The organism is Alloprevotella tannerae ATCC 51259 (genome assembly GCF_000159995.1).
In the GTDB taxonomy this organism is placed as follows: Bacteria; Bacteroidota; Bacteroidia; order Bacteroidales; family Bacteroidaceae; genus Alloprevotella; species Alloprevotella tannerae.
Map to the genome: position 1 here is coordinate 786,453 of NZ_GG700643.1, position 26,146 is coordinate 812,598.

A 26,146-nucleotide genomic window follows, 5' to 3' on the forward strand; every position below is an offset into this window, starting at 1 on the left:
AGCGAATTACATTCTTTCCGGCACTTCGATGCCGAGCAGCGACATACCGGTGCGAATTACCTTGGCTACGTTAGCGGAAAGCACGAGGCGGAAGCGCTTTTTCTCTTCGTCGGCCTCGCGCAGGATGCTGAAGTCGTGGTAAAACTGATTGTACTCTTTCACCAAATCGTAGCAATAATTGGCTATCGCGTTCGGTGCATATTCTGCGCCGGCTTGGCGAACGATAGCGGGGAACTCCGCCAAGCGCTGCACGATGCTTTCTTCTTTATCCGAAAGTTTCGCGCCCGCAGCGAGCGTTGCGGGGATGCTGATGCCGCCCTCCTCTGCCTTGCGAATGACAGAGCGGATGCGGGCATAGGTATATTGAATAAAGGGTCCGGTGTTGCCGTTAAAGTCAATGCTCTCTTCGGGGTTGAAGACCATATTCTTGCGCGCGTCTACTTTGAGCAAGAAGTATTTGAGGGCGCCGAGTCCTACGATGCGCGCCACTTCTTGCTTCTCTTCCGCGGGACGGTCTTCAAACTTTCCGGCCGCTTCGATGGTTTCTGCGGCTTCGTCCTGCATCGCGGCGATTAAGTCGTCCGCATCTACGACGGTTCCCTCGCGACTCTTCATCTTTCCGTTAGGCAATTCAACCATACCGTAAGAGAAATGCACGAGTTCCTTGCCCCACTTGAAGCCCAGTTTGTCCAATAAAAGACTCAAAACCTTAAAGTGATAATCCTGCTCGTTGCCCACGACGTAGATCATCTTATCAATGTCGTAGTCGTTGAAGCGTTGCGTAGCCGTGCCGATGTCTTGCGTCATATAGACACTCGTCCCATCAGCGCGCAGGAGAAGTTTTTGATCCAAGCCGTCGGCCGCAAGGTCGATCCATACAGAACCGTCGTCCTTGCGGAAGAAGAGTCCTTGCGCCAAGCCTTCCAGTACCTTTGCTTTGCCGTCCAGATAGGTTTTGCTCTCGTAATAAATCTTGTCGAAGCCTACGCCGAGTGCGCGATACGTTTGATCGAAGCCGGCATACACCCAATTATTCATCTTTTCCCAAAGGCCGCGCACCTCAGGGTCGTTTTGCTCCCATTTTACGAGCATTTCGCGCGCCTCTTTCATTAAGGGCGCTTCGCGTTCGGCCTGCTCTTTTGCGGCGTCGGCGGTGAGTCCTTCCTTTTCTAAGCGCGCCTTGAGTTCATTTACCTGTTCGCGATAGTGCTTGTCAAAGGCTACGTAATAATCGCCGATAAGGTGGTCGCCTTTCTTGCCCGAACTCTCGGGCGTCTCGCCGTGGCCATACTTCAGCCAAGCCAGCATAGACTTGCAGATGTGTATGCCGCGATCGTTCACGATGTTCGTCTTTACAACCCGATTGCCGTTTGCTTCCAGAATCTTTGCGAGCGACCAGCCGAGCAGGTTGTTGCGCACGTGGCCGAGGTGGAGCGGTTTGTTCGTGTTGGGCGAAGAAAATTCGATCATTACGAGCGGCGCATCTGCAGTGACGGGTTGCAAACCGTAATTTTCTGCCGTATGTATATCATTGAGCGTATCGATCCACGCGGCCGAGTCAATACATAGATTCAAGAAACCCTTGACTACGTTGAAGTCGGCTACGACATTGCTGTGTTCTTTCAGATATGCGCCAATCTCTTGCGCCGTCTCTTCGGGCTTTTTGCGAGAAATGCGCAAGAAAGGGAAGACGACGAGCGTCAGATGTCCCTCAAATTCGCGTTTCGTCTTTTGTAACTGTATACTTGTCGGCGCTATCGTCTCGCCATACAGCGCTTGGAGCGCTTCGACGACGTCAATCGCCATTTTTTCTTCTATCTTCATCTTAATCTTCGCTTTATTCTGTAAGAATGACGGCGCAAAGTTACGATTTTCCGCGCAATCGGTGCCTTTCGCCGCGGTGCGAAATCGGCCGGAGGCCGCGTCTTCGCTCACCTGTTTATGGGCATTGTCGGCTCGTCGTTATCTGTTTGCTTTTGTGTGCTGCGCGGCGCGGGCGTTTGATGACGTTTGATACGGGCAAACTCACGCTTGGCTTTGGCCAATTGCTTTTGAAATCCTTCGTCTGCGTGCAGGCGTGCTATGGCGGCACTGCCGGCTAAGCGGGCAATGTCTACGTCACTCTGATAATGATAACCGGCAATGACGCGACTTTGTCCTATTTCGTAACCACGCAGCAAGATGGCTTCTTGCCGGTCGGGGTTGATTTCAGCCAGTACGAGCGCTACGCCCCAACCGGTGGCGGAATGGCCGGAAGGGTAAGAGCCTGTGGGGCGATATTTCGCTTCAGAAGCCGGAATGGCCGTCGTTTCGTTAAACTGCACGTAAGGGCGTTTGCGCAAATATTTCTTTTTAACCGTGTACGTCGCATTACCGCAATCGCTGTCTAAGAGTTCAACGAGGCGAAACAGTTCGGGCGTTGCTTCTTTTGTAATAGTTTGTCCGAAAGCCTCAGAGAATTGTGAGGCCAAGGCCGCGGGCGACTGGTCGGCATCGCTTGCAGCTTGCCGGCCGCGGGCCGTAGCGCGGAGCGACTTGCCCCATTGGTGGCGCTCGATGTCATAAAAGAAAGCCATACTTGTCGTATCGGGCGGCGCAGGCAAGTATAGCAGACCGTCGGGCAATTGACTGCGCTGCAAGAACGAAGGGTACACTTTCGCCTGCGCACTACCGATCTGCGCGTAAGCGCTTGTGGCGAAGAGGTTCAAACTGCAGGCGAGCAAAAGGGTAAATAAAGGTCTCATTGGTTGGAAATGGATTTAGTCAGCGGGCAACCTGCGTTGCCTTGTGCTTGAATGTGTGTGACTTGTGCAACAAAGGTACGCAATAAATAGACACGATCCGCTCCCCGCACCGCTTTAATCTGCTTGCGGGTGGGAGATAGACCGTAGCGCCGCGCACTTTTATGCGGGCAAACGAGCGCAGGCCTCGGTCGCTTCTATGCGTAGATGCTCAAAACGTGTTGCTTCATAAACGTTACCGAAAGCGCTATAAAGCCTCTCGATGGCTTCTCATTATTACTTTTTATAGCGAGAGAGCAAATCTTGAAAGTCGGGGTCATTACGAAGATTCTTCCAATCCTCATCTTGCTCCACAAAGTCTACAGTGATTTCATTTCTTGCGAGCGCAAAATCTAAATACTTTAGCGCCTCTGCTTTTTGATTCCTTATGGCGCAGAGGCAAGCTAAATAATAGGCGTCCCCTCCGTGCTTAATCGCTAGTTTAAATTTTTCAACGGCTTCGTTGTATAGTGTTTCCGCTTCGCTGCCTGATTTTGTCTTTGCTAGCTCAACTAAAGCAAGCCCCCAATTGTTATATGCTTGATGTTTGTCCTTCTTATACGTTGTTGCCAGTTTATATTTTTCAAATGCTTCTTTGTATAGTTCTTCCGCTTCGTTGTCTGATTTTGTTTTTGCCAGCTGACACAAGGCATTTCCCCAATTTAAATATGCCTTATGGTCGTTTTGCTTGTGTTGTGTTGCCAGTTTATACTTTTCAAATGCTTCTTTGTATAGCTCTTCCGCTTCGCTGTCAAATTTTACCTGTGCAAGATTTTTTAAAGCATTTCCCCAATTGTTATAAGCCTCATTGTCGTCTGGTTTATATTGTGTTGCCTTTTTAAATTTTTCAAATGCTTCTTTGTATAGTACTTCCGCTTCTTTGCCGGATTTTGTTTTTGCTAGCTTCATTAAAACATTTCCCCAATTGTAATATGCATCATGATCATTTTGCTTATACGTTATTGCCCGATTATACTTTTCAAATGCTTCTTTGTATAGCTTTTCCGCTTCGCTTCCTGATTTTGTCACTGCTAGATCATCTAAAGCACATCCCCAATTGTTATAAACCTCAGGGGAGTCCTTTTTATACGTTGTTGCCAGTTTATATTTTTCAAATGCTTCTGTGTATAGTTCTTCCGCTTTGTTGCCGGACTTTGTCTTTGCTAGATCACCTAAGACATTTCCCCAATTGTTATATGCTTGATATAAGTCCTTCTTATACGTTGTTGCCAGTTTATATTTTTCAAATGCTTCTTTGTATAGTTCTTCCGCTTCGTTGTCTGATTTTGTTTTTGCTAGATCATCTAAAGCATTTCCCCAATTGTAATATGCGTCAGAATATTTAGGTTTTAATTCCGTTGCGGCCTTATACTCTTCTATAGCTTCTAAGTACTCTTTAGCTATATGATGCTTTAGCCCTGTACGGAAACGGTTGTTGGCCTCTCTTTCTAAGAAGAGTGCTTGGCTTTTATTCTTGTCCTTTTCTTTATTGAGTTCTTTTTCAAGAGCTTCTTTTTCTATTTCAGATGCTTCAAGCTGTTCTAAAAGTAGCTTCTTTTCAGAACTTTTCTTGGCGTCTGCATCTTTCTTAATATCTAAAAGTTGATCAATGACGCCAGGGATTTCTTTTTTATCATTGATTTTGATGGGCGTCAGGAAGTTTAGTGATTCTTTTAAAGGTTCGAAAGTAATGATAAAGTGCTCTTGATTGTAGATTCCTTGAGTTCTTTTGATCTCTTCAAAAAAAGAGGTTATTTGAGGGTCGCCCATTCCCGTTCCAATGAAGAGAAAAGTTTTATTGAAGATGAGATTTCTCAAAGCATATAAGGCATGCTCTGCCTCTCGACCTGTGCTTTTATAAAGTTTATCATAGTCCGAAGGAAACAAGACCATAGAATCGATGTGTTCTATACAGCCATGTAATTTGAATAAGAAAATAGGTTCTTTCTTTAGTTTGTTTAGTTCGTAATCTTTAGTCTTATATGCTTTTATCTCTTGGAGTTCTGGAAAAGCTATTTCAAAAGCTCTATCATAGTTGGTAGTAATGATTTTTGTAGATAGACTGTATAGTTTTTCCTGAAGAGAAAAATTGTTTTCCTTTCCCAATTTAAAATAGCCTTTGACAAAGTGTCCTATTACTCTTTTATCTATTTTATTGTTCTCTAATCTCTGAAGCGCTTTTATCGGCCCTAACTCTTCGCAAGATTGTTGCTCTTCAGCTGTGATATATCCCTTATCCTTCAGAAAAACAAGTATAGATGAGACCATTTCTTTCCATCCTCCAAGGGGGTTGCCCTCCGTATTCTTCAAATTCCAAGATAGGCCGGCGCCGATGAATAGTACCAACTCATCTTTTTCGATGGCCTTTTTTAATCCCCGAGGTATATCTCCCATAGCGTTACATTTACATGAAAGGATGATTGTTATATTGAAAAATGTGTGGTGTAAGCTCCAAAGGATAAGGGGGCTTAGATGAACAAATTTTCACAAGTGCAAAGGTATGAAAAAGGTTGTTGTTCGACAATAGTTTTCTATGAATTGTCAGACGGCGCTTGCTTTCTATTTTTTGAGGGCAGGTGGGCGAGAGATTTGGGCCGTATGATTTGCCTTTTTCTTATAGAAAGAAGGTAAAAAAGCCTTGTGTGCGCTAAGCGTGAAAGGCAGAAAGGCGGTTTTGAGCAGTATATCGGCTGGCGTAGATGCCGGAGATTTTTTATAGTGTGCTTATGTTTTTCTTTTTAGTCTGTGATAGCGAAAATTCCAAGCTATGGGAATTAAATTTCCAACCTAAGGGAACAAAAATTCCAACCAGTGGGAATTAAATTTTCAACCTTTGGAAAAAATCTTAATAGGCCATGTGTTGGAATTTGTTGCCTTGTATTGGCTGCCATGTACTAGAATGGACTGCTTTGTACGGATGCTATGTACCGGAATGAGTTGACAACTTTGGCTCTTAACTTCATTCTTCTTTGACACATTTGTGTGTTAAGTTCAGTTAGGCTTGTCGTGGTCTTTTCTTAAGTACGTAGTTAGTTGGCAGTATCGTTTCATGTTTTTGGTTGACTATATTTAGTCCTACTTTGAAACTTGCTTGACGGGGCAAAAACTTCTTTTGATCATCGTTGATCGTATGTCGTTTGTGCTTTGGTGCGGCTGAGGTGAAGAGGATGTGTCGTTGTAGGGCGCGGCGAACCTTTGTCTTTTTGCGCTTGGCTATCCGATGCGGGCGTAGGTGCTTGGTGCGGGGATACAAGAAGGGCCTGCATTTCAGCGAAATGCAGGCCCATAATTTCGTGCTTATGTCGGGTGGCGAAGCAGCAGGAGCGAGTTGGTCGTTTGCCCTTTCCGCCGCGCGTTAATCCGCCTGATTGAAAAGATCTTGCGCTTCTTGTTCGGCCTCGTTCGAGTGCTGGTCGTCAGCGGGGGCCGTTTCAGTTTCCGATGCAGCGGCTTCCGCCTTGTCCGCCTCGGGAACGCGCAGCGGTTCTAACTCCTTGATGCTTTCGACGGCATTGGTCGTCAGTCGTTTGCCCTTGGCCTTAAAGCCCTTGACCGTTACAAATTCATCCGCATCGATGATCATCGGGTCGCGATAAGCATCCGCCCCGCCAAAGACGAGTTCGAAGCGCGGGTAAGCCGTATCCGTCAGCAGCAGTAAGCGGGTGGCCGGATTTTCGTTTAAGAAACAATTGCGGCGCGCTCCGCTTGTGCGCTCCAAGAGGAAGCGCTTCAAATAGGGGAAGCCCTGCTGGTCGCCATCGAAGAGTGCGGCCGTCCAAACCTTTTCCGGATCATACTTTTCGATTCGTAGGATCTCGCCCTCGTAGTGGTTATTGGGGTCGTAAGTCGTCGTATAATAATCGCCGTTGGGATGAATGACGAGTACCGCCTCATCGCCGTGAAACTCGCCGAGGTAAGTGCCGCGCTCATCGTAGTTGAGGCGTTGCACATCGGCATCGAACCAAACCTTTCGCCCGCCAAGGGTGGAAACGCCGTGGGCCTTAAACACAACGCGCTGCACATCGAGCTTCGTCAGCATATTGCCCCGACTCTGACGCCCCTTGACGAGTATTTCGGAGAAGTCGCGATCTAAGAAAGGCTTGCGCAACTTCGGGTTGGGCTTCAAGAGCACCTTGATCGTTTCGGCCTCGCCGTTGGGATTGGCCGTAAAGTATATGATGCGACTGCCCGGCGTCCCTTGCGTGGCGTCATATTCGCGGTCGTGCGTGATGCCGGTTATATTGAAGCGTTTGATGAAGCAAAGGCCGTCTTTGCCGTCGCGATAGACAATATTATATATAGTGCGGCGGTCGTTCTTTTTGAAAACCGCAATGTGGATCAACTCAGGCTTGCGGTGCTCCTTCTCGCTTTTCTCCGTGCGCCCGATGAAGACTTTGTCGGCCACACGCACGACCTTGTAAGTGCCGTCGCGATAGAAAAGGATCACGTCGTCGATGTCGGAACAGTTGTCTACAAATTCGTCTTTCTTGAGCGAAGTGCCCATAAAGCCGTCGGCGCGGTTGACGTAGAGTTTTTGATTGGCCTCAACCACCTTCGATGCGACAATCGTATCGAAAGAACGCAGTTCGGTGCGGCGCGGATGCTCGGCCGCGTATTTGTCGAAAAGCAACTGAAACCAATTGATCGTCACGCCGGTCATATTGTTCAGATCCTTGTTGATGCGCGCTACATCGGCCGTCATACGGGCAATGAGTTCGTCGGCCTTTTCTTTATTGAATTTCAGGATGCGCGCCATTTTGATTTCGAGCAGGCGCAGAATGTCTTCCTTGGTGACCTCGCGATAAAACTGCGGGTAATAAGGCGTCAGGCGCTCATCAATATGGATGCAGGCAGCATCAGTAGAGATGGCCTGCTCAAAGGCCTTATCTTTGTAGATGCGCTCTTCGATGAAGATGCGCTCCAATGAAGCGTAGTGGAGACTTTCGAGTAATTCGTGGCGACGTATTTCCAATTCGCTACGCAAAAGGCTCATCGTGCGATCCACAGACTGCTGCAAGACTTCGTTGACCGAGAGGAAGCGCGGCTTCTTGTCGGTAATGACGACACAGTTGGGCGAGATGGAAACTTCACAATCGGTAAAGGCATAAAGTGCATCGATCGCTTTGTCGGAACTCGTGCCGGGGGCTAAGTGAACGAGAATCTCTACTTCTGCGGCGGTGTTGTCATCGACCTTGCGCACTTTAATCTTGCCTTTTTCATTGGCGCGCAGGATGGAGTCGATGATGCTCTGCGTCGTCGTGCCAAAGGGAATTTCGGTGATGACGAGCGTCTTGTTGTTGTCTAATTTGGAAATCTTCGCCCTTACTTTGACCGAGCCGCCGCGGCGTCCTTCTTTATAATTGGAGACGTCTATGCTGCCGCCCGTTTGAAAGTCGGGGTAGATGGTAAATGCTTCTCCGCGGAGGTATTGAATGGCCGCTTGACACAATTCGCCAAAGTTGTGGGGCAGGATTTTAGCCGATAGTCCGACGGCGATGCCCTCAGCGCCTTGCGCCAAGAGGAGTGGAAACTTCACGGGCAGCGCGATGGGCTCTTTGTTGCGGCCGTCGTAAGAGAGTTTCCACGCCGTTGTTTTCGGATTGAAGACTACGTCCAGCGCAAACTTTGAGAGGCGTGCCTCGATGTAACGCGGGGCCGCCGCGTCGTCGCCCGTTAAGATGTTGCCCCAGTTGCCCTGCGTATCGATCAGCAGATTCTTCTGCCCGAGTTGGACAAGTGCATCGCCGATCGACGCATCGCCGTGGGGGTGAAACTGCATTGTATGCCCCACGACATTGGCTACCTTATTGTAGCGCCCATCATCGAGGCGCTTCATCGCGTGGAGGATGCGGCGCTGCACGGGCTTCAAGCCGTCGTCGGAGTGAGGAACGGCTCTTTCGAGAATCACATAAGAGGCATAATCGAGAAACCAGTTGCGATACATCCCCGTCAGTGGGTGGCGGCCGGTTTCGCTGCTTGCATCTGCGGGTTTATAAGTAGAGTGGGCTTCCGTTAATGTTGCGTCGTTTTCAATCTGCTCTGCCATATTTGTACGTTTACCGTGAAGAGACGCACGCTGCTCTGCTGCGGTGCGAGTCGTTCGGGTTGAAGGTCGGTTTATTCCGACTTTAGGTGGAGAGGTAAGCGCTCAAGCAAGCGCAGTAGGCCTCCTTTTCGGGCAAAATTACGAAAAAAGCCTTTCTTTTCTGCGTAAATTGTAAGAAAATGCCTAACTTTGCGCCCACGAATGCGCCTGTGGCGAAATTGGTAGACGCGCCAGACTTAGGATCTGGTGATTTCGGTCGTGTAGGTTCGAGTCCTATCAGGCGCACACTTATTTAGCAGACAAGACCCCTTATCGGTGGTCTTGTTTATTTTTATACCTACACGCAACTTTATATAGCAAGCGGTGCGATGGCTGTAGCCTTTGTATGTTTGTAAGTGTACCGCAGCTTGCGGTTGTGCTCCTAAATCGGCTTTACTAAAGTTGAGGTGAAAGAGGGTGGCCTCAGAGCTTCTTCAAACACTATTGAGCCTATAAAAAACGGAGCTAAGTAGCTCCGTTGCGTGGTTAATGGTGCTCTAAATCGAGCACTTGTGTGCAATATTGCAGGACTTCCGGACGATGCGTAACGACAATGACCGTGCGCCCTTCGAAAGTGCTAACGATGTTTTGCAAGACGCGGCGCTCTGTCTCTGTGTCGAGAGCCGACGTGGCCTCATCGAGTAAGAGGAAAGGCGCACGCCGGAGCAAGGCTCTGGCAATGGCGATGCGCTGCGCTTGTCCTTCGGAGAGTCCCGTGCCTCCTTCGCCGCAAATGCTCTCGATGCCGTCGGGCAATTCGCTGATGAAGTCGGCCGCGGCCAAGCGCAAAGCCTCGTGGAGTTCTTCGTCGGTAGCATCAGGCCGCCCGAGCAAGAGATTTTCCTTGATCGTGCCGCTCAGCAGCGTGTTGCCTTGCGGAACATAAGCAAAGTTACAGCGCGTATCGGGCGATGCTTCTAAGCGCAAACCTTGCGCGTCGTAAAGATAAAGCGAACCGGCCTGCGCACGAATCAGATTGAGTAGCAGACGGACGAGCGTCGTCTTCCCGCTACCCGTTTCGCCCAAGATTGCCGTAATACTTTGCGGCGGGAAGTCGTAGGAGAAATTGTCGAAAATCTTTTTACTTCCTTTTTCATAAGCAAAGGTGAGGTGCTCCAAGCGCAGTCCGACGCGGCCGGAGAGCAGCCGATCGCCTTTGGTCGCTTCGTGGTGTATGTTCTCAAGTTCCATCAATCGCTCCGTAGCCGTAAAAGCACTGATGAAGAGCGGGACGTAGCGCGCCAATTGGCGGGCCGGCCCTTGAATTTGCCCTACGAGTTGGATAAAAGCAATGAGTGCGCCGTAGGTAATCAAGCCCCGCTGCAGACTGACCGTACCCCACGTGAAGGTAAGCATATAACCGGCGATGAAACCGGCATTGATGACCGTAGAAGAAACCGTGCTGTATTTTGTTTTGCGGAGCGTTTCGCGGTAGAGTAGATTTTGCAGTGAAGACAGACGGTCGAGCATCGTTCGTTGTCGACCGAGCGTTTTAATCACAACGACGTGCTGAAGACTTTCTTGAAGCAACGACTGAATCTTGCTATCGTTGTCGCGGATAACGTGCGTCAGTCGGCGCAGTTTGCGCATATACAGTTTGCTGCAAATAACAAAGAAGGGTACGATAATGACAACGATTAAAGCCAGCGTCTTGTCCATCCAAAAAAGGAAGAGGAAGGCACCCAAGAACTTTACGATGGTCGTGAAGAAAGAGGGGAAATTCTCCGTTAGCAGTGTGATGACGGTATAGACATCTGTCTCTAAGCGGTTCAAGAGGTTGCCCGTATGGTAAGCACGCAACTCCCGCCAGCCGCTGCTTAAGAGTCGGGCGTAGAGGTCGTGCTGTATCTTATTTTGTGCGCGCACACCGAGTACGGCGCTAACCCAGCGCGAGCAGATGCCCAAGCCGACTTGCCCGCAGGCAAAGCATACTAAGAGGAAGATGGCCCATTTCAGGCTAAACTGCGTGTCGACGCCCGTCGCAATGTCTATGGCCAGCTTCGTGGCCCATACGAAGAGCAGATCCAAGGCTACGACCCCAAGACCAATGACTACATTCATCAGGGCTTGCGTGCGATAGCCTTGCCACATTTTCCATAACCATTTCAGAAGAGAAGGATATGAAGAGAGGTGGATGGCGCTATCGCCGGCCGAAGAGGCTGACGAGCGACGGAAGAGACTCATTAAGCGGTTCAAGCTGATCATTGTCTGTGGCTTATTGATAAGGATGAAAGCGCAGGGCGTCGGCGCTCTGCTTAATGGCGGTGATCAGCGCCCCAAAGCATTTTATCGCGCAAGGTGTCGAAAAACTTTAAGTGCTCCACTTTGACGACGCCGACTGTGTGGCGTGCGCGGCGCAGATGTATTTCGATCGTCTCAGACAGGCTTTCGCTGCGACCGTCTATGGAAAGCAGATAGCGATGCGAGCGACTCTTGACTGTTAGGCGAATATCAACATCGTCCTTTACAACGAAGGGGCGCACATTCAGACTGTGCGGCGCAACGGGCGCAATACAGAAAGCGTCGGAGTCGGGCGCAATGATCGGGCCGCCTACGCTCAGAGCATAAGCTGTAGAGCCGGTTGGCGTACTGACAATAAGGCCGTCGGCAATATAGTCGGCCAGCAAATCGCCGTTGATCTCTGTGCGTATGTTGATTAGCGAGGAGTTGTCATGCTTTAGTAAGGCTACCTCATTAAGGGCATAAGGAAAGGTGCGCAGGGGGTGATCGCTGTTGCAATTTACGGCGATTACCGAGTGAGATTCTACGACATTCTGACCATTATTATAGATGGCTTCGAGCGCTTCCGGGATGCGCTCGGGAGAGACATCGGCCAAGAAACCCAGATGTCCCGTATTGATACCAAGAATCGGGATGCCGCGATCGCCAATGGCAGCAGCCGTGCGCAGAAACGTGCCATCTCCCCCCATCGATACGGCTAAGTCGGCCGTAAAAGGACTGTTGCGGTGCAATAGTTCGTAGACGCAAGAGTCGATCAAGCCTCTGCGCCGAAGAAAGCCGGCAAAGTTTTCTTCAATCATTATCCGCGCTCCGCGCGCCTCAAAGCCTGCGAGCACAGCTGCAATGCAGCTGCTCTTCTCGTCTTGATGCTTATTGCCGAAGAGAGCTATGCGGCGCGTTTTTTCTGTTGTAAAATTCAAAGTTCCCGATCTCACGTCTCGTCAAATATGCTTAACTTTGCAAAAGTAAGGATTAATAGACGAAAAAGACTGCATAACGCATGACAAAGTTAAGTGTGAACATCAATAAAATAGCGACACTGCGCAACGCTCGCGGAGGCAATAATCCCGACGTCTTGGCTGTGGCGCTTGATTGTGTACGCTTCGGCGCACAAGGTATAACCGTGCATCCGCGGCCGGACGAGCGCCATATTCGCCGTAGCGATGTGCACTTGCTGCGGCCCGCATTGGACGTGGAATTTAATATTGAAGGTTATCCTTCTGACGACTTTATTGATTTGGTCTGCGAAGTCGGGCCGGCGCAAGTGACGCTGGTGCCTGATAAGCCGGGCCAGTTGACGTCGAACCACGGCTGGGATACGCGGGCAAACCTTTCACAACTGACAGACATCGTTGGGCGCTTTAAGGAGAAAGGCATCCGCACGAGTATCTTTATTTCGGCTGAGAATGAAATGGCAGAATATGCTAAGCGGGCGGGGGCTGATCGTGTAGAGCTTTATACAGAGCCTTACGCGGCCAATTATGCTACCGACAGAGAAGCTGCTATACGCCCCTTTGTGGAGACGGCTGATTATGTACGCCAAATAGGGCTTGGTTTAAATGCGGGCCACGACTTGAGTTTGCAGAATCTTTCGTTCTTTCATCAACAAATACCTTGGGCAGACGAAGTGAGTATCGGGCACGCCCTGATTTCGGATGCGCTTTACCTTGGACTGCACAATACTATTCAACAATATCTTAACTGCTTAAAGTAATCATATGATGGTATATATCTTCTTGGCTGATGGGTTTGAGGAGTCGGAGGCTTTATTGCCGGCTGATATTTTGAAAAGGGCAGGTCTTGATGTGTGCTTAGTAAGCATTACGGCGGACAAACTCGTCGCTTCGAGTCACGGCTTCAAGATTATGGCAGATGCCGTCTTTACTGAGATTGATTTGACGCAGGCCGCGGCGCTTATTATGCCGGGCGGGATGCCGGGCGCTCAAAACTTGTGCGACTTTGCTCCCTTGCGCGAGGCGATCATAAAGCAAAATGAGCGCGGCGGTTTGTTGTGCGCTATCTGTGCCGCACCAATGACGCTTGGCGCTGCCGGCGTCTTGAAAGATAAGCGGGCTACGTGCTATCCGGGCTTTGAAAAATATTTGGATTGTAAAGTCTATACGGAACGACTCGTAGAAGAAGATGGCCATATCATTACCGGGCGCGGCCCCGGCGCAGCGGCCGAATTTGGCTTTACCATTGCCGAGCGCCTTACGTCGGCTGATTGTGTGGCGCAATTGCGTCAAGGTATGATTTATGCGCCGACCACTTATCTGCCATAAGTTCTTCCGCTCTCGTTCGTCTACATATATAATAATGTGTGCCTGCTGCTGATAGGCTTGTTGGGCTTAAGACGCCTTATAATAATGTGTACGCGCCGTCAGTTGATTAGGTTTTTATTCAATAGCATTCTCTTTTGACTTCCACTCCGCTCCTCTCACAAGCTATCAAATATCTGAAAGGTGTAGGCCCGCGCAGGGCTGAACTGCTCAGTAAGGAATTGCATATTGATTCGCTGGGCGACTTGCTTTATACCTTTCCCTTTCGCTACATTGATCGCAGCGAAGTGCACGAGATACAAGCTTTGCAGGAAGGAATGCCTTACGTGCAAATTCGCGGCCGCTTTATTTCTTTTAGTGAGGAAGGAGAAGGGCGTAAGAAGCGTATTTCGGCTGTATTTACAGATGGGACAGGCTATGTGGACGTCGTTTGGTTCGCAGGTTTGAAATATGTGAAGGAAACTTTGCGTTACGATGAAACTTATTTATTGCTCGGAACGCCGAAGCTTTTTGCCCGACGCATTTCATTTGCGCATCCCGAACTGGAAAAGATTGCGCCCGACGCGCCTTTGCAGAATTTAGGTTTGCAGCCGGTTTATCATACGACAGAGCGGATGAAGAAGATGGGCTTTACTTCAAAGTCTATGTCAAAGCTGATGCAAGCAGCTTTTGCCTTGATTGAAAGTACGCCGCTGCCCGAGACTTTGCCGGCGTGGTTTGTGCAAAAGCATCAGTTGATGGAGCTGACAAAGGCTTTGCTTACGGCTCACTTCCCGCCCTCTTCTGCGGCACTCCCTGAAGCTTTGCGCCGCCTAAAGTTTGAAGAACTTTTTTATTTGCAGCTGGATATTCTGCGCTATATGAAGCATCGCCAACTTTCGGTGCAAGGTTTTTGTTTCCCTAAAGTTGGCAACCTCTTTCTACGTTTCTTTCATGAGCGCCTGCCTTTTGAATTAACGGGGGCGCAAAAGCGAGTGATTCGCGAAATACGCAATGACGTCGGTAGCGGGCGGCAAATGAATCGCTTATTGCAAGGCGATGTCGGCAGCGGAAAGACAATGGTAGCTTTGATGGCTTGCTTATTAGCGCTCGACAATGGCTTTCAGGCCTGCATTATGGCGCCGACAGAGATTCTCGCCGAGCAGCATTTGGCAACTATCACGGCGTTTCTTGGCGATTTGCCCTTGCGTGTCGCCCTTCTGACGGGTATTGTGAAAGGTAAGGCGCGCCAAGAAATCTTGGATGGCGTAGCTGATGGCTCCGTTCAATTGCTGATCGGCACGCACACGTTAATAGAGCCGACCGTCCGCTTTCTCAACTTAGGCTTAGCCGTTATCGATGAGCAACACCGATTCGGCGTGAAGCAGCGCTCCCAGCTATGGACGAAAAACATTCGCCCGCCCCATATTTTAGTAATGACTGCGACGCCGATCCCGCGTACCTTGGCTATGACCGTTTACGGCGATTTAGATGTCTCTATTATTGACGAACTCCCACCCGGCAGAAAGCCGATTAAGACCGTACATTATTATCAAGATAACAGTAGCCAACTGTATGATGGCCTGCGCTATCAGCTCAGTTTGGGGCGGCAGGCCTACGTCGTTTATCCCCTGATTAAAGAAAATGCCCAAATGGATCTGAAAGCTTTGGAGCAAGGTTTCGAATCTTTGCGCGAAGTCTTCTCTGATATGGATATTGGCGTGGTGCATGGGCAAATGCGACCGATTGAGAAGGAATCAGAGATGGCCAGGTTTGTTCGGGGAGAAACGAAGATCCTCGTTTCGACAACGGTTATCGAGGTTGGCGTCAACGTTCCCAATGCCAGTGTGATGGTGATAGAAAATGCCGAGCGTTTTGGCTTGGCCCAACTTCATCAATTGCGCGGACGTGTAGGGCGAGGAGCAACTCAAAGCTACTGCATTTTAGTAACCAAACGCGAGTTGAGTAAAGATAGTCGGGCGCGTATCGGTATTATGGTTGATACGAACGATGGCTTTGAAATAGCCGAAGCCGACTTGAAGCTCCGTGGCCCCGGCGACTTGGAAGGAACAGCCCAAAGCGGACTTCCTTTTGATCTAAAGATTGCCAATATTGTGCGCGACGGCAATCTGCTGCAAACGGCTCGCGAAGCTGCCGAAGCTATTATAGAGGCAGATCCGCTTTTCGAGCAGTCGAAAAATGCACTTTTCCGCCAGCGTCTTGATCAGTTGAGGCGTGAGAAAATAAACTTTTCAGAGATCTCTTGAGGGTAAAAGAAATCGGCAGGCACTCCGCTTATCCCACCTAATCTAAGGTGAACTCGATAAGAAAGGTTCAAGGCGAGTAGAACTGATAAAAACAGATTTAAACTTGTCAAGAGCCGCGTTTTCAACCGATGAAAGCGCGGCTGTTTTCGTATGCCTTCAAAACTCCGCCAACTGTTCGTGAAATTAGGCTTAGGATGTTGAGCAAACTTTCTCCTATGATCGAAAAAAGTCGCTTATAAGACAAGAACATTGCACAGGTGGAACACTCCGGACATAGATGCTTTGACAATTTCATCGTCAACTTATTAGGGGTAATTGCTGCCTATTGCCTGTTTCCTAAGAAGCCGTGCATCAATGTACAAAGGATCATTGACACACAGCTTGCATTGTTCTGAATTCGTCTAACTCACGTTATTTACTATGTATTGAGTCTTGCGGCGAACCAATTGTTATATTCATATGGTTGCTGATTTTCTCAGCGTTAATGTGTTGTCTGTATTCATTTGGGGTTAGATGTATCTCTCTTAAGAATTGTTCGTAAAACAGTGTTGGTGTATTGTATCCCGAGTTAAAAGCCACTTCATTGACCGTAAGGTTCGAATGAGTTAGTAATTTACAAGCATATTCAATGCGTATATTGGCAAGTACTTGGAATATACTCTTGTTGGTACATTTCTTAAAATATCGGCAAAGTGACGTCGGATTCTGACTAACAAAGTCAGCAAGTTCCGTGAGAACAATCTTCTTCTGGAAGTTATTATATAAATAGGTGAATACCTTGTCAATGGCAGTATCGGTATTAGGAGCTTTGTAATGGCTGAATGCTATTGGTGATAATAGCTTTGTTTGTGAACAGTTATATAATCTTTCGAGAATCTCATACAAAGCAATCAGACGCCTTGTATAGGACTGTGAATCGAACAATGATAACCTTGAGAGGAGGTCCTCATATAATCCTTCATCATAGAAACGTATGCCATACTGGCTTTTCGATAGCAAATCAGCAATATGTTCATAGTCTGGTAGGTTAAGAATATCGGGTGGAAACATGTCTGGACAGAACTGTATTGTTTCACTTGTACTATGTTCCATAGCTTCTGTCTCTTGGCTATTTCCCATTCTACTTTTGCATAAATGCAGATGGGGAATATTACTTCCGATAAGTGCAACGTCGCCCTTTTTGTAGTCAGCAACCCCCTCTCCAACGAATTCAGTCCCACTTCCGCTGGTAAACAGGATGAGTTCATATTCGGAATGTCTATGAAATGGTAGATTAAACTCAGTGTATGTAATGTGACTGCACCTGGTTTGCACATTATGTACTATCTTTCTATCAAGTATTACCATCTTTTTCTGCAAATGTAAATATACTCTATAACAACGCAAAGATAGTGAATATTCTTGTTAAAAACAAGTTGTACCTTTGCAATATCAAGATAACTATAAATGACAGCTTATAATGCTTCTAAAGCAGCTACTGTTAATATGACACGTTCTATGGCGTTGAGCTATGGTAAGTATGGTATACGTGTGAATTGTGTAGCACTTGGTCCAACAAATACCAGTATGTTCCCGCAAGAACTTAAGAAAGTTTTCTCAAAGAACAGCCCTCTTGAGCGTATTGTTGAACCAGATGAGATTGCTAAAGCAGTGTTCTTTATGGCTACAGACGCATCGAGTGCAATAACTGGAGAGACGATTCCTGTTACAGCAGGCTTTGAAATATCTACAGGGCAGCCTAAGATGATAGATTAAAAGGCGGTCATACATTACCTATTCTACGGCCAATCATGACTTATTATAGGGTGTATACTGTTGCCACCAATTATATATCAAGGTTTATTCAGTCTGTTTTATGCCATCATAAAAGGGACAATGGAAACATAACTTGATAATAAGTGAATCAGAGTTAGCTCATTTTTTTAAACACAACAATTATCTCTTAACTAAAAAAAGTTTATATATGAAAGATAAAAACAACTTCATTATACCAATGCTTTTCCTTGCTTTCATGTTCTTTACTTGTGGCTTTGCATTGGGAATCAATTCCTTATTAGTACCAGTATTGAAGGTTTCGCTAAGCGTTTCGTCCACAGAAGCATATATGCTTATAGGTGCTACGTTCTTACCATTCCTTATCTTTGGTTATCCAGCAGGCTTATTGATAAGTAAAATTGGATATAAGCGTACGATGGCTGCAGCTTTTGCCATGTTTGCTATAGCCTTCGGAGTGTTTATTCTCTCTGCAGCTGAAAGGAGTTTCATTATCTTTTTATTGGCATCTTTCCTTTGTGGAACAGCTAATACGTTCCTACAATCTGCTATAAATCCTTATGTAACAATCCTTGGACCAACGGAGAGTGCAGCAAAAAGAATCTCTATTATGGGCATGATAAACAAGTTAGCATGGCCTGTATCACCTTTGTTTATTGCTCTTTTTGCAAGTAATAGTGGAGGTGTTGGCTTGGAAGATCTTGACAAACCGTTCTTGGTTATAATCTGCTTATTTGTAATCTTAGGTGTCGTAGCACTTATATCACCATTGCCAGAGGTGAAAGCTGCTGGAGAAGATGACGCCGATGCAGATTCAGCAGTATCCGACTACGCAAACAGTAAGCATTCTGTCTTCCAGTTCCCACATCTTGTTCTTGGAGCAATTGCCATATTCTTTTATGTTGGTTCAGAGACCATCGTCTTGGGTACACTTATAGATTATGCAAGTGAATTAGGTCTTCCTCATCCTCATACGTACTCATGGATTACCCCAATCAGCATCAGTATAGGATATATCGCAGGTATTATTCTTATTCCTAAGTATCTTTCACAGACGAAAGCCTTACAGATCTGTTCCTTCGTTGCACTGTTTGGAACGCTACTTGTATTGTTACTCCCGGGTGTTTATAGTATTTATGCTGTAGGTATCATGGCATTAGGCTGCTCATTGATGTGGCCAGCATTCTGGCCTTTGGCTCTTATGGACTTGGGTAAATATACCAAGGAAGGCTCATCACTAATGACAATGGGACTTATCGGTGGTGCTGTTATCACTGTGTTGTTCGGACTTATTAAGGATGTTAGCAACATTCAATATGCGTATGGGATCTGTTTTGTCAGCTTCTCTTATATCCTTTTCTATGCATTCAAGGGCTATAAGTTGAGATAAAAACTTCTTCTATAGCATAAGCATATCGGTAATCTATTTGAGAAGTGATATAAGTTGAATTGAAAACTTCTCCTTCTACAGCTCGTGAAGCTCTTTGTCCTTTTTAAAGGAGGACATAGAGCGTGCGAGCTGAATCTATTAAGTAGTCTCTCAGCTTACAGTATATCCATAATGGTCCATATTATTGGTCATGGTTCTGTCGCTGAAACACAATTAATTCTTTGTAAACTGTCGTTGGAACGTTAAAAAATCACCGACTGAAAGACACATTTTTGATTGCCAATCCCGCCGTTTCTTTCGTCTTCTTCACGTCCGTTTCTCAGTCTGTTCACCCACCTTGAGACCTTTGCACAATAGATCAGTCTATTTTACCACTTGTCCTATTGTTTATTAGCGTTTTATTTCGTATATTAGCACTATAAGATGACACAAAATTATGGCAAGACAAGGAAAATCCACCAACGACGAAGTCTCATTTGCAGACGTCATGTTAGAGAAGAGATGCAGGAAAGCTCAGAATGTATTTTTGAATCAAGTCGACAGGCTTATCGATTGGCGTCCTATTCGCACGCTGATCAACAAGAAGTACACCAAGCGGCAAAATGCGGCAGGAGCTCCGGCCTATGATGTCATCCTGCTTTTCAAAATGCTTCTTTTGCAGACCTGGTATGGATTGAGTGACTGTGCCTTGGAAGAGCGTGTCAACGACTCGGTGACGTTTTCTCGATTTCTAGGGCTGAGTATGGAAGCCGTCTCTCCGGATCACAGTACGATCAGCCGTTTCAGGACTGCCCTGACAGAGTCTGGACTCATGGACAAGTTACTGAAAGCCTTCAATAAACAATTGAGCGCCCATCATATCTCTATCAAGGAAGGAGTTCTGATCGATGCGAGCATTGTCGACAGCCCTCACCGCCCTAATGGGACATTGCGCATCACTGTGGCTGATGATCGTGAAGATACACGCAGTGATGACGAAAAGGATGAAGAGGAGGCTTACCATAAGTTCCTTTTGCAGGAACGCAAGGGGACAGACGGTGAAGCCCGGTGGGTAAAGAAGAAAGTCTATCGATATGGTTATAAGAAACATGTGTTGACAAACAGGGAAGGAATCATTCGGCAAGTCATCACCACCCCGGCCAATCGTAACGATCTGAAGGAGTTGATACCATTGTTGAGAGAAGAGGATCTCCCTGCCGATACACCTGTCTATGCGGATAAGGGCTATGCAACGGAGGAGAACCGAGCCTTTTTAGCCAGGCATCACTTACGGGATTGTATCATGCACAGGGCATATCGCAACCGGCCCTTGAGCCAAGCACAACATCTCTTTAACCGCTCCATAAGTCCTATTCGCAGTGTCATAGAACGTACCTTTGGCAGCATCCGTCGGTGGTTTGATGGTGGACGTTGCCGATATCGAGGCCTTGCTAAGACGCATACACAGAACATCCTCGAAAGCATAGCCTTTAATCTATATCGAACACCAGGGCTTATTATATCCAAATGTGTCAAGTAAGTAAAGATTTCCCCGGTCGGGCCCGAGTTTGAGGCCCAACCGGGGGAAAGGGGGACCTTATCATCCTCGATAGTTACCCTTCTTCAAGCAAAAATGATCCTGAAAAGGAAGATAATTATTGTCCGCCCCATTTTTCAAAGGTCTCACCTTTTGAATCGGTAAAGCCGCTACCCTGATGACAAAGCACACTGACCTTACTTTGAAAAACACAACGGAACGAACAGAAACAAAAATCCTTACACTTCTCACTTCGCTATCTTTCACTTTCCCTACCATATCCCTTCTTTATCACCTTTGTAACATTCAAGATATCAACAGGTTACAAACGGGCTTGTAAAAGGTACCCTTTTACATTGCAAAACATGCCCTTTTACACATCAAAAGATCGTAGATTAAAAAGCAGATGAGAATAATCTTTACATCTGAACAGTCCTTCCCTCCCTCCGTTCTGCTCAAATGCGAGGAGAGAAAGCGCAGAGATTCCCTAAAAAACAGCTGTTATGAGCGTGTAAATCTTTATATTAAGATTAATGTTCTCACTACTGATGGTATCCGCGTAAAGCCTCTTATAGATCGCAGTCTCTCTTGTTTTTGCTTTTATGTTACCGTGATCTCGACGAATTATAAGTGTCTATGGATTTGGTGATTAGTGAAAATCGTTGTAGCATTAAGGAGTTAATATACAAACAGTTATAAATAAAAACCGTAATAATCACCTATGGAGGAGTTACTGAAATATTTTGTATGGTAGTTGATTCCTGCAAGTTTTTTGATGCAATGATAGCAAAATATACGCTAAAACCTACAGGAAAAGGAAATATCATCGAAATTCTACAATGTCAAAGGCAGAAGTTATGCTGGTAATGATTCCTTTCCACGGTTCTGGTTATCGCTGCTTTATTGAAACGGTGAATGATGAACTAAAGAACATTGCGCAGGTGGAACACTCCAGACATAGATGCTTTGACCGCTTCATCATCAACTTATTATAGGCAATTACCACCTATTTCCTATTTCCAAAGAAGCCGTCCATCAATGCACAAAGCATCATTTACACTCCCCTTACATCGTTCTGAATTCGTCGAACTCACGTTAAATAACGAACGCAATGTTATTATAACCTCAACCAACAAAGCCCACACCCGCACCGCAAGCCCTTAGGCTTGGTCTTTTGGCAGGGCAGGCGTTGGAGCGAAGCGACAACCCTGCCATAATCCGTCGCGAAAGTGCAACCCCATAGGGCTGGTCTTTCAAATCGTTCGTATATCAGCTTATAGTCAAGCGATTATCGTGCGTTTTGGCCGGCTCGAAGGATTTGCTTACCTTTGCATACGCAAGGGCGAGGAGCGTCCTTGGTTATATTATTCACCAATTAAATCTATACCCACAATGATTAAATTCGTCATTAGAGCGAAGAAAAATCCGCTCAAGAGAGATCAAGTGAAATTTTATCCGCAGATGGCGCCGGGCGTGCCCGTGATGTTGCGCACGATTGTCGGGCGCATCGAGAAGCGTTCGGGCGTATCTTCTGCCTCCGTCAAGGCGGTATTGGACGCCCTGCAATATGAGATTATCCAAACACTCTCCGATGGTAATTCGGTTCGCTTAGGAGACCTTGGTTCTTTTCGTCTGACAATGCACGGCGAGGGCGTAACGACGGCGAAAGAGGCAAAGGAAAAAGGAGCAAATCTCATTAAGCGCGTGAGCGTGCGGTTCACGAAAAGCAATACGATGCGGATGGTTCTTGACAAGCACAACATAATCTTCGGTGCACAGGACGATATCCGGAATGCGAAGTAGGCGAAGAATCGGCACAGCTTAGTGCCGGCAAAAAATTACATTTAACAAAGGCCGCGTTTTCAACTGATGAAAGCGCGGCTTTTTCGTACTTTGTCGAAAATAAGCCGTTTTTCGGTGGTGCAGGGATAAGGATTGTTGAAACTTTCACCTGTGATCGGAAAAAGTTTCTTAGGTAAAAGTTTGAACTTTCTTATAGGCAAATTAAAATTGTCTTATAGGAGAATTTTTCGATCATAGGTGAAAGTTTGGCGGAGGTGAGCAGTGGGTTGTGGCGGGGTGGTTTATTCGGCATTTTTATAGCCGAATATGCGATGAAACCGCCGTTTTTTTGAATAATTTTATTTTTGTGTTGATGCATTTTCGCGTGTTTTTGAAAGACCAACCCTATGGGGTTGTCATTTTTTTCGGGGCTTCGAGGCAGGGTTGACGCAATGCGTCAACCCTGCCCTACCAAGAGACTAACCCCGATGGGGTTATTGGCGGAATAAATTGGGCGAAAGTTGCGTAAAATTGGACGAGCTATTGACATTTTTATAGTAGAGAGCGTAGAATGGGGGTTATTGGTGGGCAAAGTGAGGTTTTTTGTGAGTGAGAGTGCGCGGGAATTATGCCATTTTTAAGCACTCTCTTCATTTAAGAGACAGGACGCTCCTTACGCCTTTGAAACCTTATAAAAAGCAACTAAGCGAAGCTCACGCCCCGCTTAGTCTGCCTGATCTAATACAATAGATGCTTACCCGAACGCTATCGGATAATTAAGTCTATAGGATGAGGCGACAATACTCTGCCGCAGAGTCCCATTTAATTTGATCATAACCAGTATTCTTTCTTGCGAAAAACGATTTAACTCTTCTATAGACGATGCAAAGTTAACGCTTATTTTAATTCGCTGCTTGTAATCAGCACAATTATTTTGAGTTTTTTTAGTGATATGACCTCGATTTTGCTTATTTCCCCCGTTTTTCTCGGATTTAGATGCGCCGTAAACGCCTTTTCTACCCTTTTATTAAACGACTTCGGCGCCTTTGTAAAAAGAGCGCCGAAGTCGTTAATGATTACAAATCCGATTTTGTGCGGACTATTTTATATAAGATGTGTATGCAGTATTAAATGCCGGCCAACTCTACCACTTTATCTACAGCCGCAGTAAGCCCGTTGAGATCTTTACCGCCGGCCGTGGCGAAGTGAGGCGCTCCGCCGCCACCACCTTTAATCAGTTTTGCAGCTTCGCGCACCAATTGGCCCGCGTTAAGTTGCTTGCTTTCTACTAATTGCTTGCTAATCATAACTGTCAGCAAGGGCTTCCCACCTTGGTGGCTACCGATGACGCAGAACAAGTTCTCCGGCAATTGTGCGGACAACTGGAAGGCCAGATCCTTTATCAGATCGGGCGCCCACTCATCTTTGACTACATATTTCAAGAGCTTAATGTCGCCGCGATTCTCCGCTATCTTCATCAACTCTTTGCCGAGTTCTTTTACGCGTAGCTGCATAAACTTCTCCACCTCTTTCTTCAACTCGTCATTTTCTTCGATGGCATTATGCACAGCAACGGAGATATCTTTCACATTATTGAAGAGCGCGCGCAGATCGTTGAGCGTATCGTGTTGCCGGTAGCACATTTCTTCAGCTGCCTCTGCCGTTACGGCTTCGATACGGCGGATACCTGCTGCAACACTGCTTTCGCTCACAATGCGGAACAAGCCAATGCGGCCCGTGCTGCGGACGTGGCAACCGCCGCAAAACTCTACGCTTTTGTCAAATTGAACTACGCGCACGCGGTCGCCGTACTTTTCACCAAAAAGCGCAATAGCGCCCATCCTCTTTGCCTCTTCTATGGGCACATCACGGTGATCTTGCAGCGGAATATCTTCGCGTATGCGGCGGTTAATGATGCGCTCTACTTGGCGCAACTCTTCCGGTGTGACTTTTTGGTAGTGAGAAAGGTCGAAGCGCAAATAAGTGGGCGTTACGAGCGATCCCTTCTGCTCTACGTGCGCACCCAACACTTCGCGCAGGGCTTGGTCGAGCAAGTGGGTTGCCGAGTGGTTGGCTTCGCACGAGCGGCGAGCCGCCTCGTCTACTTCTGCCATAAACTCTGCCGCAGGATTCTCCGGCAGGCGCTTAGTTAGGTGAATCGACAGATTATTTTCCTGCTTCGTATCGAAGATTTCCACTGTTTCGTTCGCACTGCGCAATACGCCGCTATCACCGACTTGTCCACCCATTTCAGCATAAAACGGTGTCGTGTCGATGACTAATTCATAATACGTTTGTTTCTTTTGCTGCACTTTGCGATAGCGGAGAATGTGACACGCTTGGCGAAGTGTATCCCAACCTACGAAGTGCGATTCGCCTTCGCTCAAGATGACCCAATCGCCCGTTTCTACGCTTGCGGCACTGCGTGCGCGCTCTTTCTGTCGCTGCATTTCTACGTTAAATCCGTCTTCATCTACTTTCAGTCCGTTTTCGGCGCAGATCAGTTCGGTCAAATCGAGCGGGAAACCGTAAGTGTCGAAGAGCGTAAAAGCTTTTTCGCCTTTTACAACACTGCTGCCGCCGTCTTTCGTCTCTTTCATCACGCCTTCAAGCAGCGAGATACCCGTGGCGAGTGTGCGCAGGAAACTGTCTTCCTCTTCTTTCATCACGCGCGTAATCAAATCGCGCTGCGCAGCGAGTTCCGGATAAGCCTCGCCCATCTCCTCTACGAGCGTCGGTACAAGCCGATACATAAAGGCCTCTTTCTGATCTAAGAAGGTATAAGCATAGCGCACGGCACGGCGCAAGATGCGACGAATCACGTAGCCGGCTTTCGCATTGGAGGGCAACTGCCCATCGGCAATGCTGAACGAGATGGCACGCAAGTGGTCGGCGATGACGCGCATTGCGATGTCCGTCTCCGTTGATTCGCCATAGCGGCGGCCCGAGAGTTCTGCAATTTTATTCAGAATAGGGCGGAAGACGTCGGTATCATAATTCGACTGCTTTCCCTGCATCACCATACAGAGACGCTCAAAGCCCATACCCGTATCAATTACGCGCTGCGGCAGAGCATCCAGTGTACCGTCGGCTTTGCGGTTATATTGCATAAAGACGAGATTCCAAATCTCAATCACCTGCGGATGATCTTTATTGATCAATTCGCGTCCTGCTACGGCCGCCTTTTCTTCGGCCGAGCGTATGTCTATATGGATTTCCGAGCAAGGTCCGCAAGGGCCCGTCTCACCCATTTCCCAGAAGTTGTCGTGCTTATTGCCATTGATGATGTGGTCTTCGGGGAAATGACGGCCCCAGATGGCTGCCGCCTCATCATCTCTCGAAAGGCCCTCATCGGGTGAACCTTCAAAGACAGTCACATAAAGGTTGGCGGGGTCTATTTTCAAGACGCCGACTAAATATTCATAAGCAAACTCGATGGCTTCTTCCTTAAAGTAGTCGCCAAAACTCCAGTTGCCCAGCATCTCAAACATCGTATGATGATACGTATCGCGGCCCACCTCTTCGAGGTCGTTGTGCTTGCCGCTAACGCGCAGACACTTTTGCGAGTCCGTCTGTCGGCGACTTTTAGGTTCACGATGGCCGAGGATGATGTCTTTAAACTGATTCATTCCGGCATTGGTAAACATCAGTGTGGGATCATCTTTGATCACCATAGGGGCAGAGGGTACGATCAAATGCCCTTTGCTCTCAAAGAATCTTTTGAAAGATTCGCGTATCTCGTTAGCTGTCATATTCTTTTGTTTTATGGCTCACCCGTCAATGGTCAGCCATTTATTGTGCGCATAAAAGTGCTGTCTATCTTTTGCAAAATTAGTAGAAATATGCTTGAAGCACAAACATTGAGCCGCCTTTTGTAAAATATGTTGCACAAGAAGTCTTTCACTGCCTTTTAGGCTGAGTCCTTCACGGTCTCCGCCGGCGGGCATTCGCTTGTTTTGAAAGACCAACCCTAAGGGGTTGTCAATTTACTTATGCTTTGAGGCAGGGTTGACGTGCAACGTCAACCCTGCCCTACCAAAAGACTAACCCCGAT

15 protein-coding genes, 1 tRNA gene and 3 pseudogenes are annotated in these 26,146 nt (G+C 47.2%); 11 read left to right on the plus strand and 8 right to left on the minus strand.

Features of this window, described 5'->3' with window-relative positions; all coding sequences use genetic code 11:
- Positions 1-6: 6 nt before the first annotated feature.
- From argS to GCWU000325_RS09270, 4 genes are all read right to left on the minus strand, one after another.
- Positions 7-1,824 carry an arginine--tRNA ligase gene (argS, locus tag GCWU000325_RS09255; protein WP_040599788.1) on the minus strand — a complete coding sequence of 606 codons (1,818 nt, stop codon included), beginning with the start codon at positions 1,822-1,824 and terminating at the stop codon, positions 7-9.
- A 107-nt stretch (positions 1,825-1,931) separates the two neighbouring features.
- Positions 1,932-2,744, minus strand: a complete 813-nt coding sequence (locus GCWU000325_RS09260; protein ID WP_006256268.1) for an acid phosphatase — start codon at positions 2,742-2,744, stop codon at positions 1,932-1,934.
- A gap of 273 nt (positions 2,745-3,017) precedes the next feature.
- Positions 3,018-5,174: an SIR2 family protein gene (locus tag GCWU000325_RS09265; RefSeq protein ID WP_006256269.1), complete on the minus strand. Its 2,157-nt coding sequence runs from the start codon at positions 5,172-5,174 to the stop codon at positions 3,018-3,020.
- A gap of 961 nt (positions 5,175-6,135) precedes the next feature.
- On the minus strand, positions 6,136-8,826 hold the full coding sequence (locus tag GCWU000325_RS09270; RefSeq protein WP_006256274.1) for a DNA gyrase/topoisomerase IV subunit A: 2,691 nt from the start codon (positions 8,824-8,826) through the stop codon (positions 6,136-6,138).
- A 203-nt stretch (positions 8,827-9,029) separates the two neighbouring features.
- Between GCWU000325_RS09270 and GCWU000325_RS09275 the strand changes: the two genes are divergently transcribed.
- Positions 9,030-9,111, plus strand: a tRNA-Leu gene (locus GCWU000325_RS09275).
- 240 nt (positions 9,112-9,351) lie between these two features.
- Here GCWU000325_RS09275 and GCWU000325_RS09280 read toward each other — a convergent pair.
- Together GCWU000325_RS09280 and GCWU000325_RS09285 are read right to left on the minus strand one after the other, a co-directional pair.
- A complete protein-coding gene (locus tag GCWU000325_RS09280; protein WP_244832892.1) occupies positions 9,352-11,070 on the minus strand; it encodes an ABC transporter ATP-binding protein in 1,719 nt (572 codons plus the stop codon).
- 50 nt (positions 11,071-11,120) lie between these two features.
- The gene (locus tag GCWU000325_RS09285) at positions 11,121-12,026 is read right to left on the minus strand and encodes an NAD kinase (protein WP_006256278.1); all 906 of its coding nucleotides are present in this window, start codon (positions 12,024-12,026) and stop codon (positions 11,121-11,123) included.
- A gap of 80 nt (positions 12,027-12,106) precedes the next feature.
- Here GCWU000325_RS09285 and GCWU000325_RS09290 point away from each other — a divergent pair, with 80 nt between their 5' ends.
- The 4 genes and pseudogenes from GCWU000325_RS09290 to GCWU000325_RS12445 form a co-directional block, all read left to right on the plus strand.
- On the plus strand, positions 12,107-12,820 hold the full coding sequence (locus GCWU000325_RS09290; protein ID WP_006256279.1) for a pyridoxine 5'-phosphate synthase: 714 nt from the start codon (positions 12,107-12,109) through the stop codon (positions 12,818-12,820).
- A gap of 4 nt (positions 12,821-12,824) precedes the next feature.
- A complete protein-coding gene (locus tag GCWU000325_RS09295) occupies positions 12,825-13,388 on the plus strand; it encodes a DJ-1 family glyoxalase III (protein ID WP_006256280.1) in 564 nt (187 codons plus the stop codon).
- A gap of 134 nt (positions 13,389-13,522) precedes the next feature.
- Entirely contained in the window at positions 13,523-15,631 is a 2,109-nt protein-coding gene (gene recG / locus GCWU000325_RS09300; RefSeq protein ID WP_006256281.1) for an ATP-dependent DNA helicase RecG, read from the plus strand.
- Between the two features lie 242 nt (positions 15,632-15,873).
- Positions 15,874-16,026 (plus strand): annotated as a pseudogene (locus tag GCWU000325_RS12445) (IS982 family transposase); the annotation flags it as partial.
- 16 nt (positions 16,027-16,042) lie between these two features.
- Here GCWU000325_RS12445 and GCWU000325_RS09305 read toward each other — a convergent pair.
- On the minus strand, positions 16,043-16,978 hold the full coding sequence (locus GCWU000325_RS09305; protein ID WP_006256284.1) for an AraC family transcriptional regulator: 936 nt from the start codon (positions 16,976-16,978) through the stop codon (positions 16,043-16,045).
- Positions 16,979-17,077: 99 nt separating this feature from the next.
- Here GCWU000325_RS09305 and GCWU000325_RS09310 point away from each other — a divergent pair, with 99 nt between their 5' ends.
- The 6 genes and pseudogenes from GCWU000325_RS09310 to GCWU000325_RS09325 all read left to right on the plus strand — a co-directional run bounded on the left by GCWU000325_RS09310 (position 17,078) and on the right by GCWU000325_RS09325 (position 22,113).
- The gene (locus GCWU000325_RS09310) at positions 17,078-17,386 is read left to right on the plus strand and encodes an SDR family oxidoreductase (protein ID WP_006256285.1); all 309 of its coding nucleotides are present in this window, start codon (positions 17,078-17,080) and stop codon (positions 17,384-17,386) included.
- 208 nt (positions 17,387-17,594) lie between these two features.
- Positions 17,595-18,794 (plus strand): MFS transporter, encoded by a 1,200-nt coding sequence (locus GCWU000325_RS09315; RefSeq protein ID WP_006256286.1) that lies wholly within the window; start codon positions 17,595-17,597, stop codon positions 18,792-18,794.
- 436 nt (positions 18,795-19,230) lie between these two features.
- Positions 19,231-20,313, plus strand: coding sequence for an IS5 family transposase (locus tag GCWU000325_RS09320; RefSeq protein WP_006256287.1), 1,083 nt, complete (start codon positions 19,231-19,233; stop codon positions 20,311-20,313).
- A gap of 744 nt (positions 20,314-21,057) precedes the next feature.
- Positions 21,058-21,212 (plus strand): annotated as a pseudogene (locus tag GCWU000325_RS12665) (transposase); the annotation flags it as partial.
- Positions 21,204-21,389, plus strand: a pseudogene (locus GCWU000325_RS12670) (transposase); the annotation flags it as partial. The pseudogenes GCWU000325_RS12665 and GCWU000325_RS12670, both read left to right, overlap by 9 nt.
- 313 nt (positions 21,390-21,702) lie before the next feature.
- The gene (locus tag GCWU000325_RS09325; RefSeq protein WP_006256293.1) at positions 21,703-22,113 is read left to right on the plus strand and encodes an HU family DNA-binding protein; all 411 of its coding nucleotides are present in this window, start codon (positions 21,703-21,705) and stop codon (positions 22,111-22,113) included.
- A 1,106-nt stretch (positions 22,114-23,219) separates the two neighbouring features.
- On the opposite strand, the gene alaS is transcribed toward GCWU000325_RS09325, so the two are convergent.
- Positions 23,220-25,844, minus strand: coding sequence for an alanine--tRNA ligase (alaS, locus tag GCWU000325_RS09330; protein WP_006256296.1), 2,625 nt, complete (start codon positions 25,842-25,844; stop codon positions 23,220-23,222).
- Positions 25,845-26,146 lie beyond the last annotated feature (302 nt).

Excerpts from the sequence above, each read along its gene's own strand:
- GCWU000325_RS09270 (WP_006256274.1), bottom strand. The coding sequence starts at position 8,826 with ATGGCAGAGCAGATTGAAAACGACGCAACATTAACGGAAGCCCACTCT.
- GCWU000325_RS09295 (WP_006256280.1), top strand. The coding sequence starts at position 12,825 with ATGATGGTATATATCTTCTTGGCTGATGGGTTTGAGGAGTCGGAGGCT.
- GCWU000325_RS09315 (WP_006256286.1), top strand. The coding sequence starts at position 17,595 with ATGAAAGATAAAAACAACTTCATTATACCAATGCTTTTCCTTGCTTTC.
- GCWU000325_RS09260 (WP_006256268.1), bottom strand. The coding sequence starts at position 2,744 with ATGAGACCTTTATTTACCCTTTTGCTCGCCTGCAGTTTGAACCTCTTC.
- GCWU000325_RS09290 (WP_006256279.1), top strand. The coding sequence starts at position 12,107 with ATGACAAAGTTAAGTGTGAACATCAATAAAATAGCGACACTGCGCAAC.
- GCWU000325_RS09310 (WP_006256285.1), top strand. The coding sequence starts at position 17,078 with ATGACAGCTTATAATGCTTCTAAAGCAGCTACTGTTAATATGACACGT.
- GCWU000325_RS09325 (WP_006256293.1), top strand. The coding sequence starts at position 21,703 with ATGATTAAATTCGTCATTAGAGCGAAGAAAAATCCGCTCAAGAGAGAT.
- GCWU000325_RS09265 (WP_006256269.1), bottom strand. The coding sequence starts at position 5,174 with ATGGGAGATATACCTCGGGGATTAAAAAAGGCCATCGAAAAAGATGAG.
- GCWU000325_RS09280 (WP_244832892.1), bottom strand. The coding sequence starts at position 11,070 with ATGATCAGCTTGAACCGCTTAATGAGTCTCTTCCGTCGCTCGTCAGCC.
- alaS (WP_006256296.1), bottom strand. The coding sequence starts at position 25,844 with ATGACAGCTAACGAGATACGCGAATCTTTCAAAAGATTCTTTGAGAGC.
- GCWU000325_RS09320 (WP_006256287.1), top strand. The coding sequence starts at position 19,231 with ATGGCAAGACAAGGAAAATCCACCAACGACGAAGTCTCATTTGCAGAC.
- argS (WP_040599788.1), bottom strand. The coding sequence starts at position 1,824 with ATGAAGATAGAAGAAAAAATGGCGATTGACGTCGTCGAAGCGCTCCAA.
- GCWU000325_RS09305 (WP_006256284.1), bottom strand. The coding sequence starts at position 16,978 with ATGGTAATACTTGATAGAAAGATAGTACATAATGTGCAAACCAGGTGC.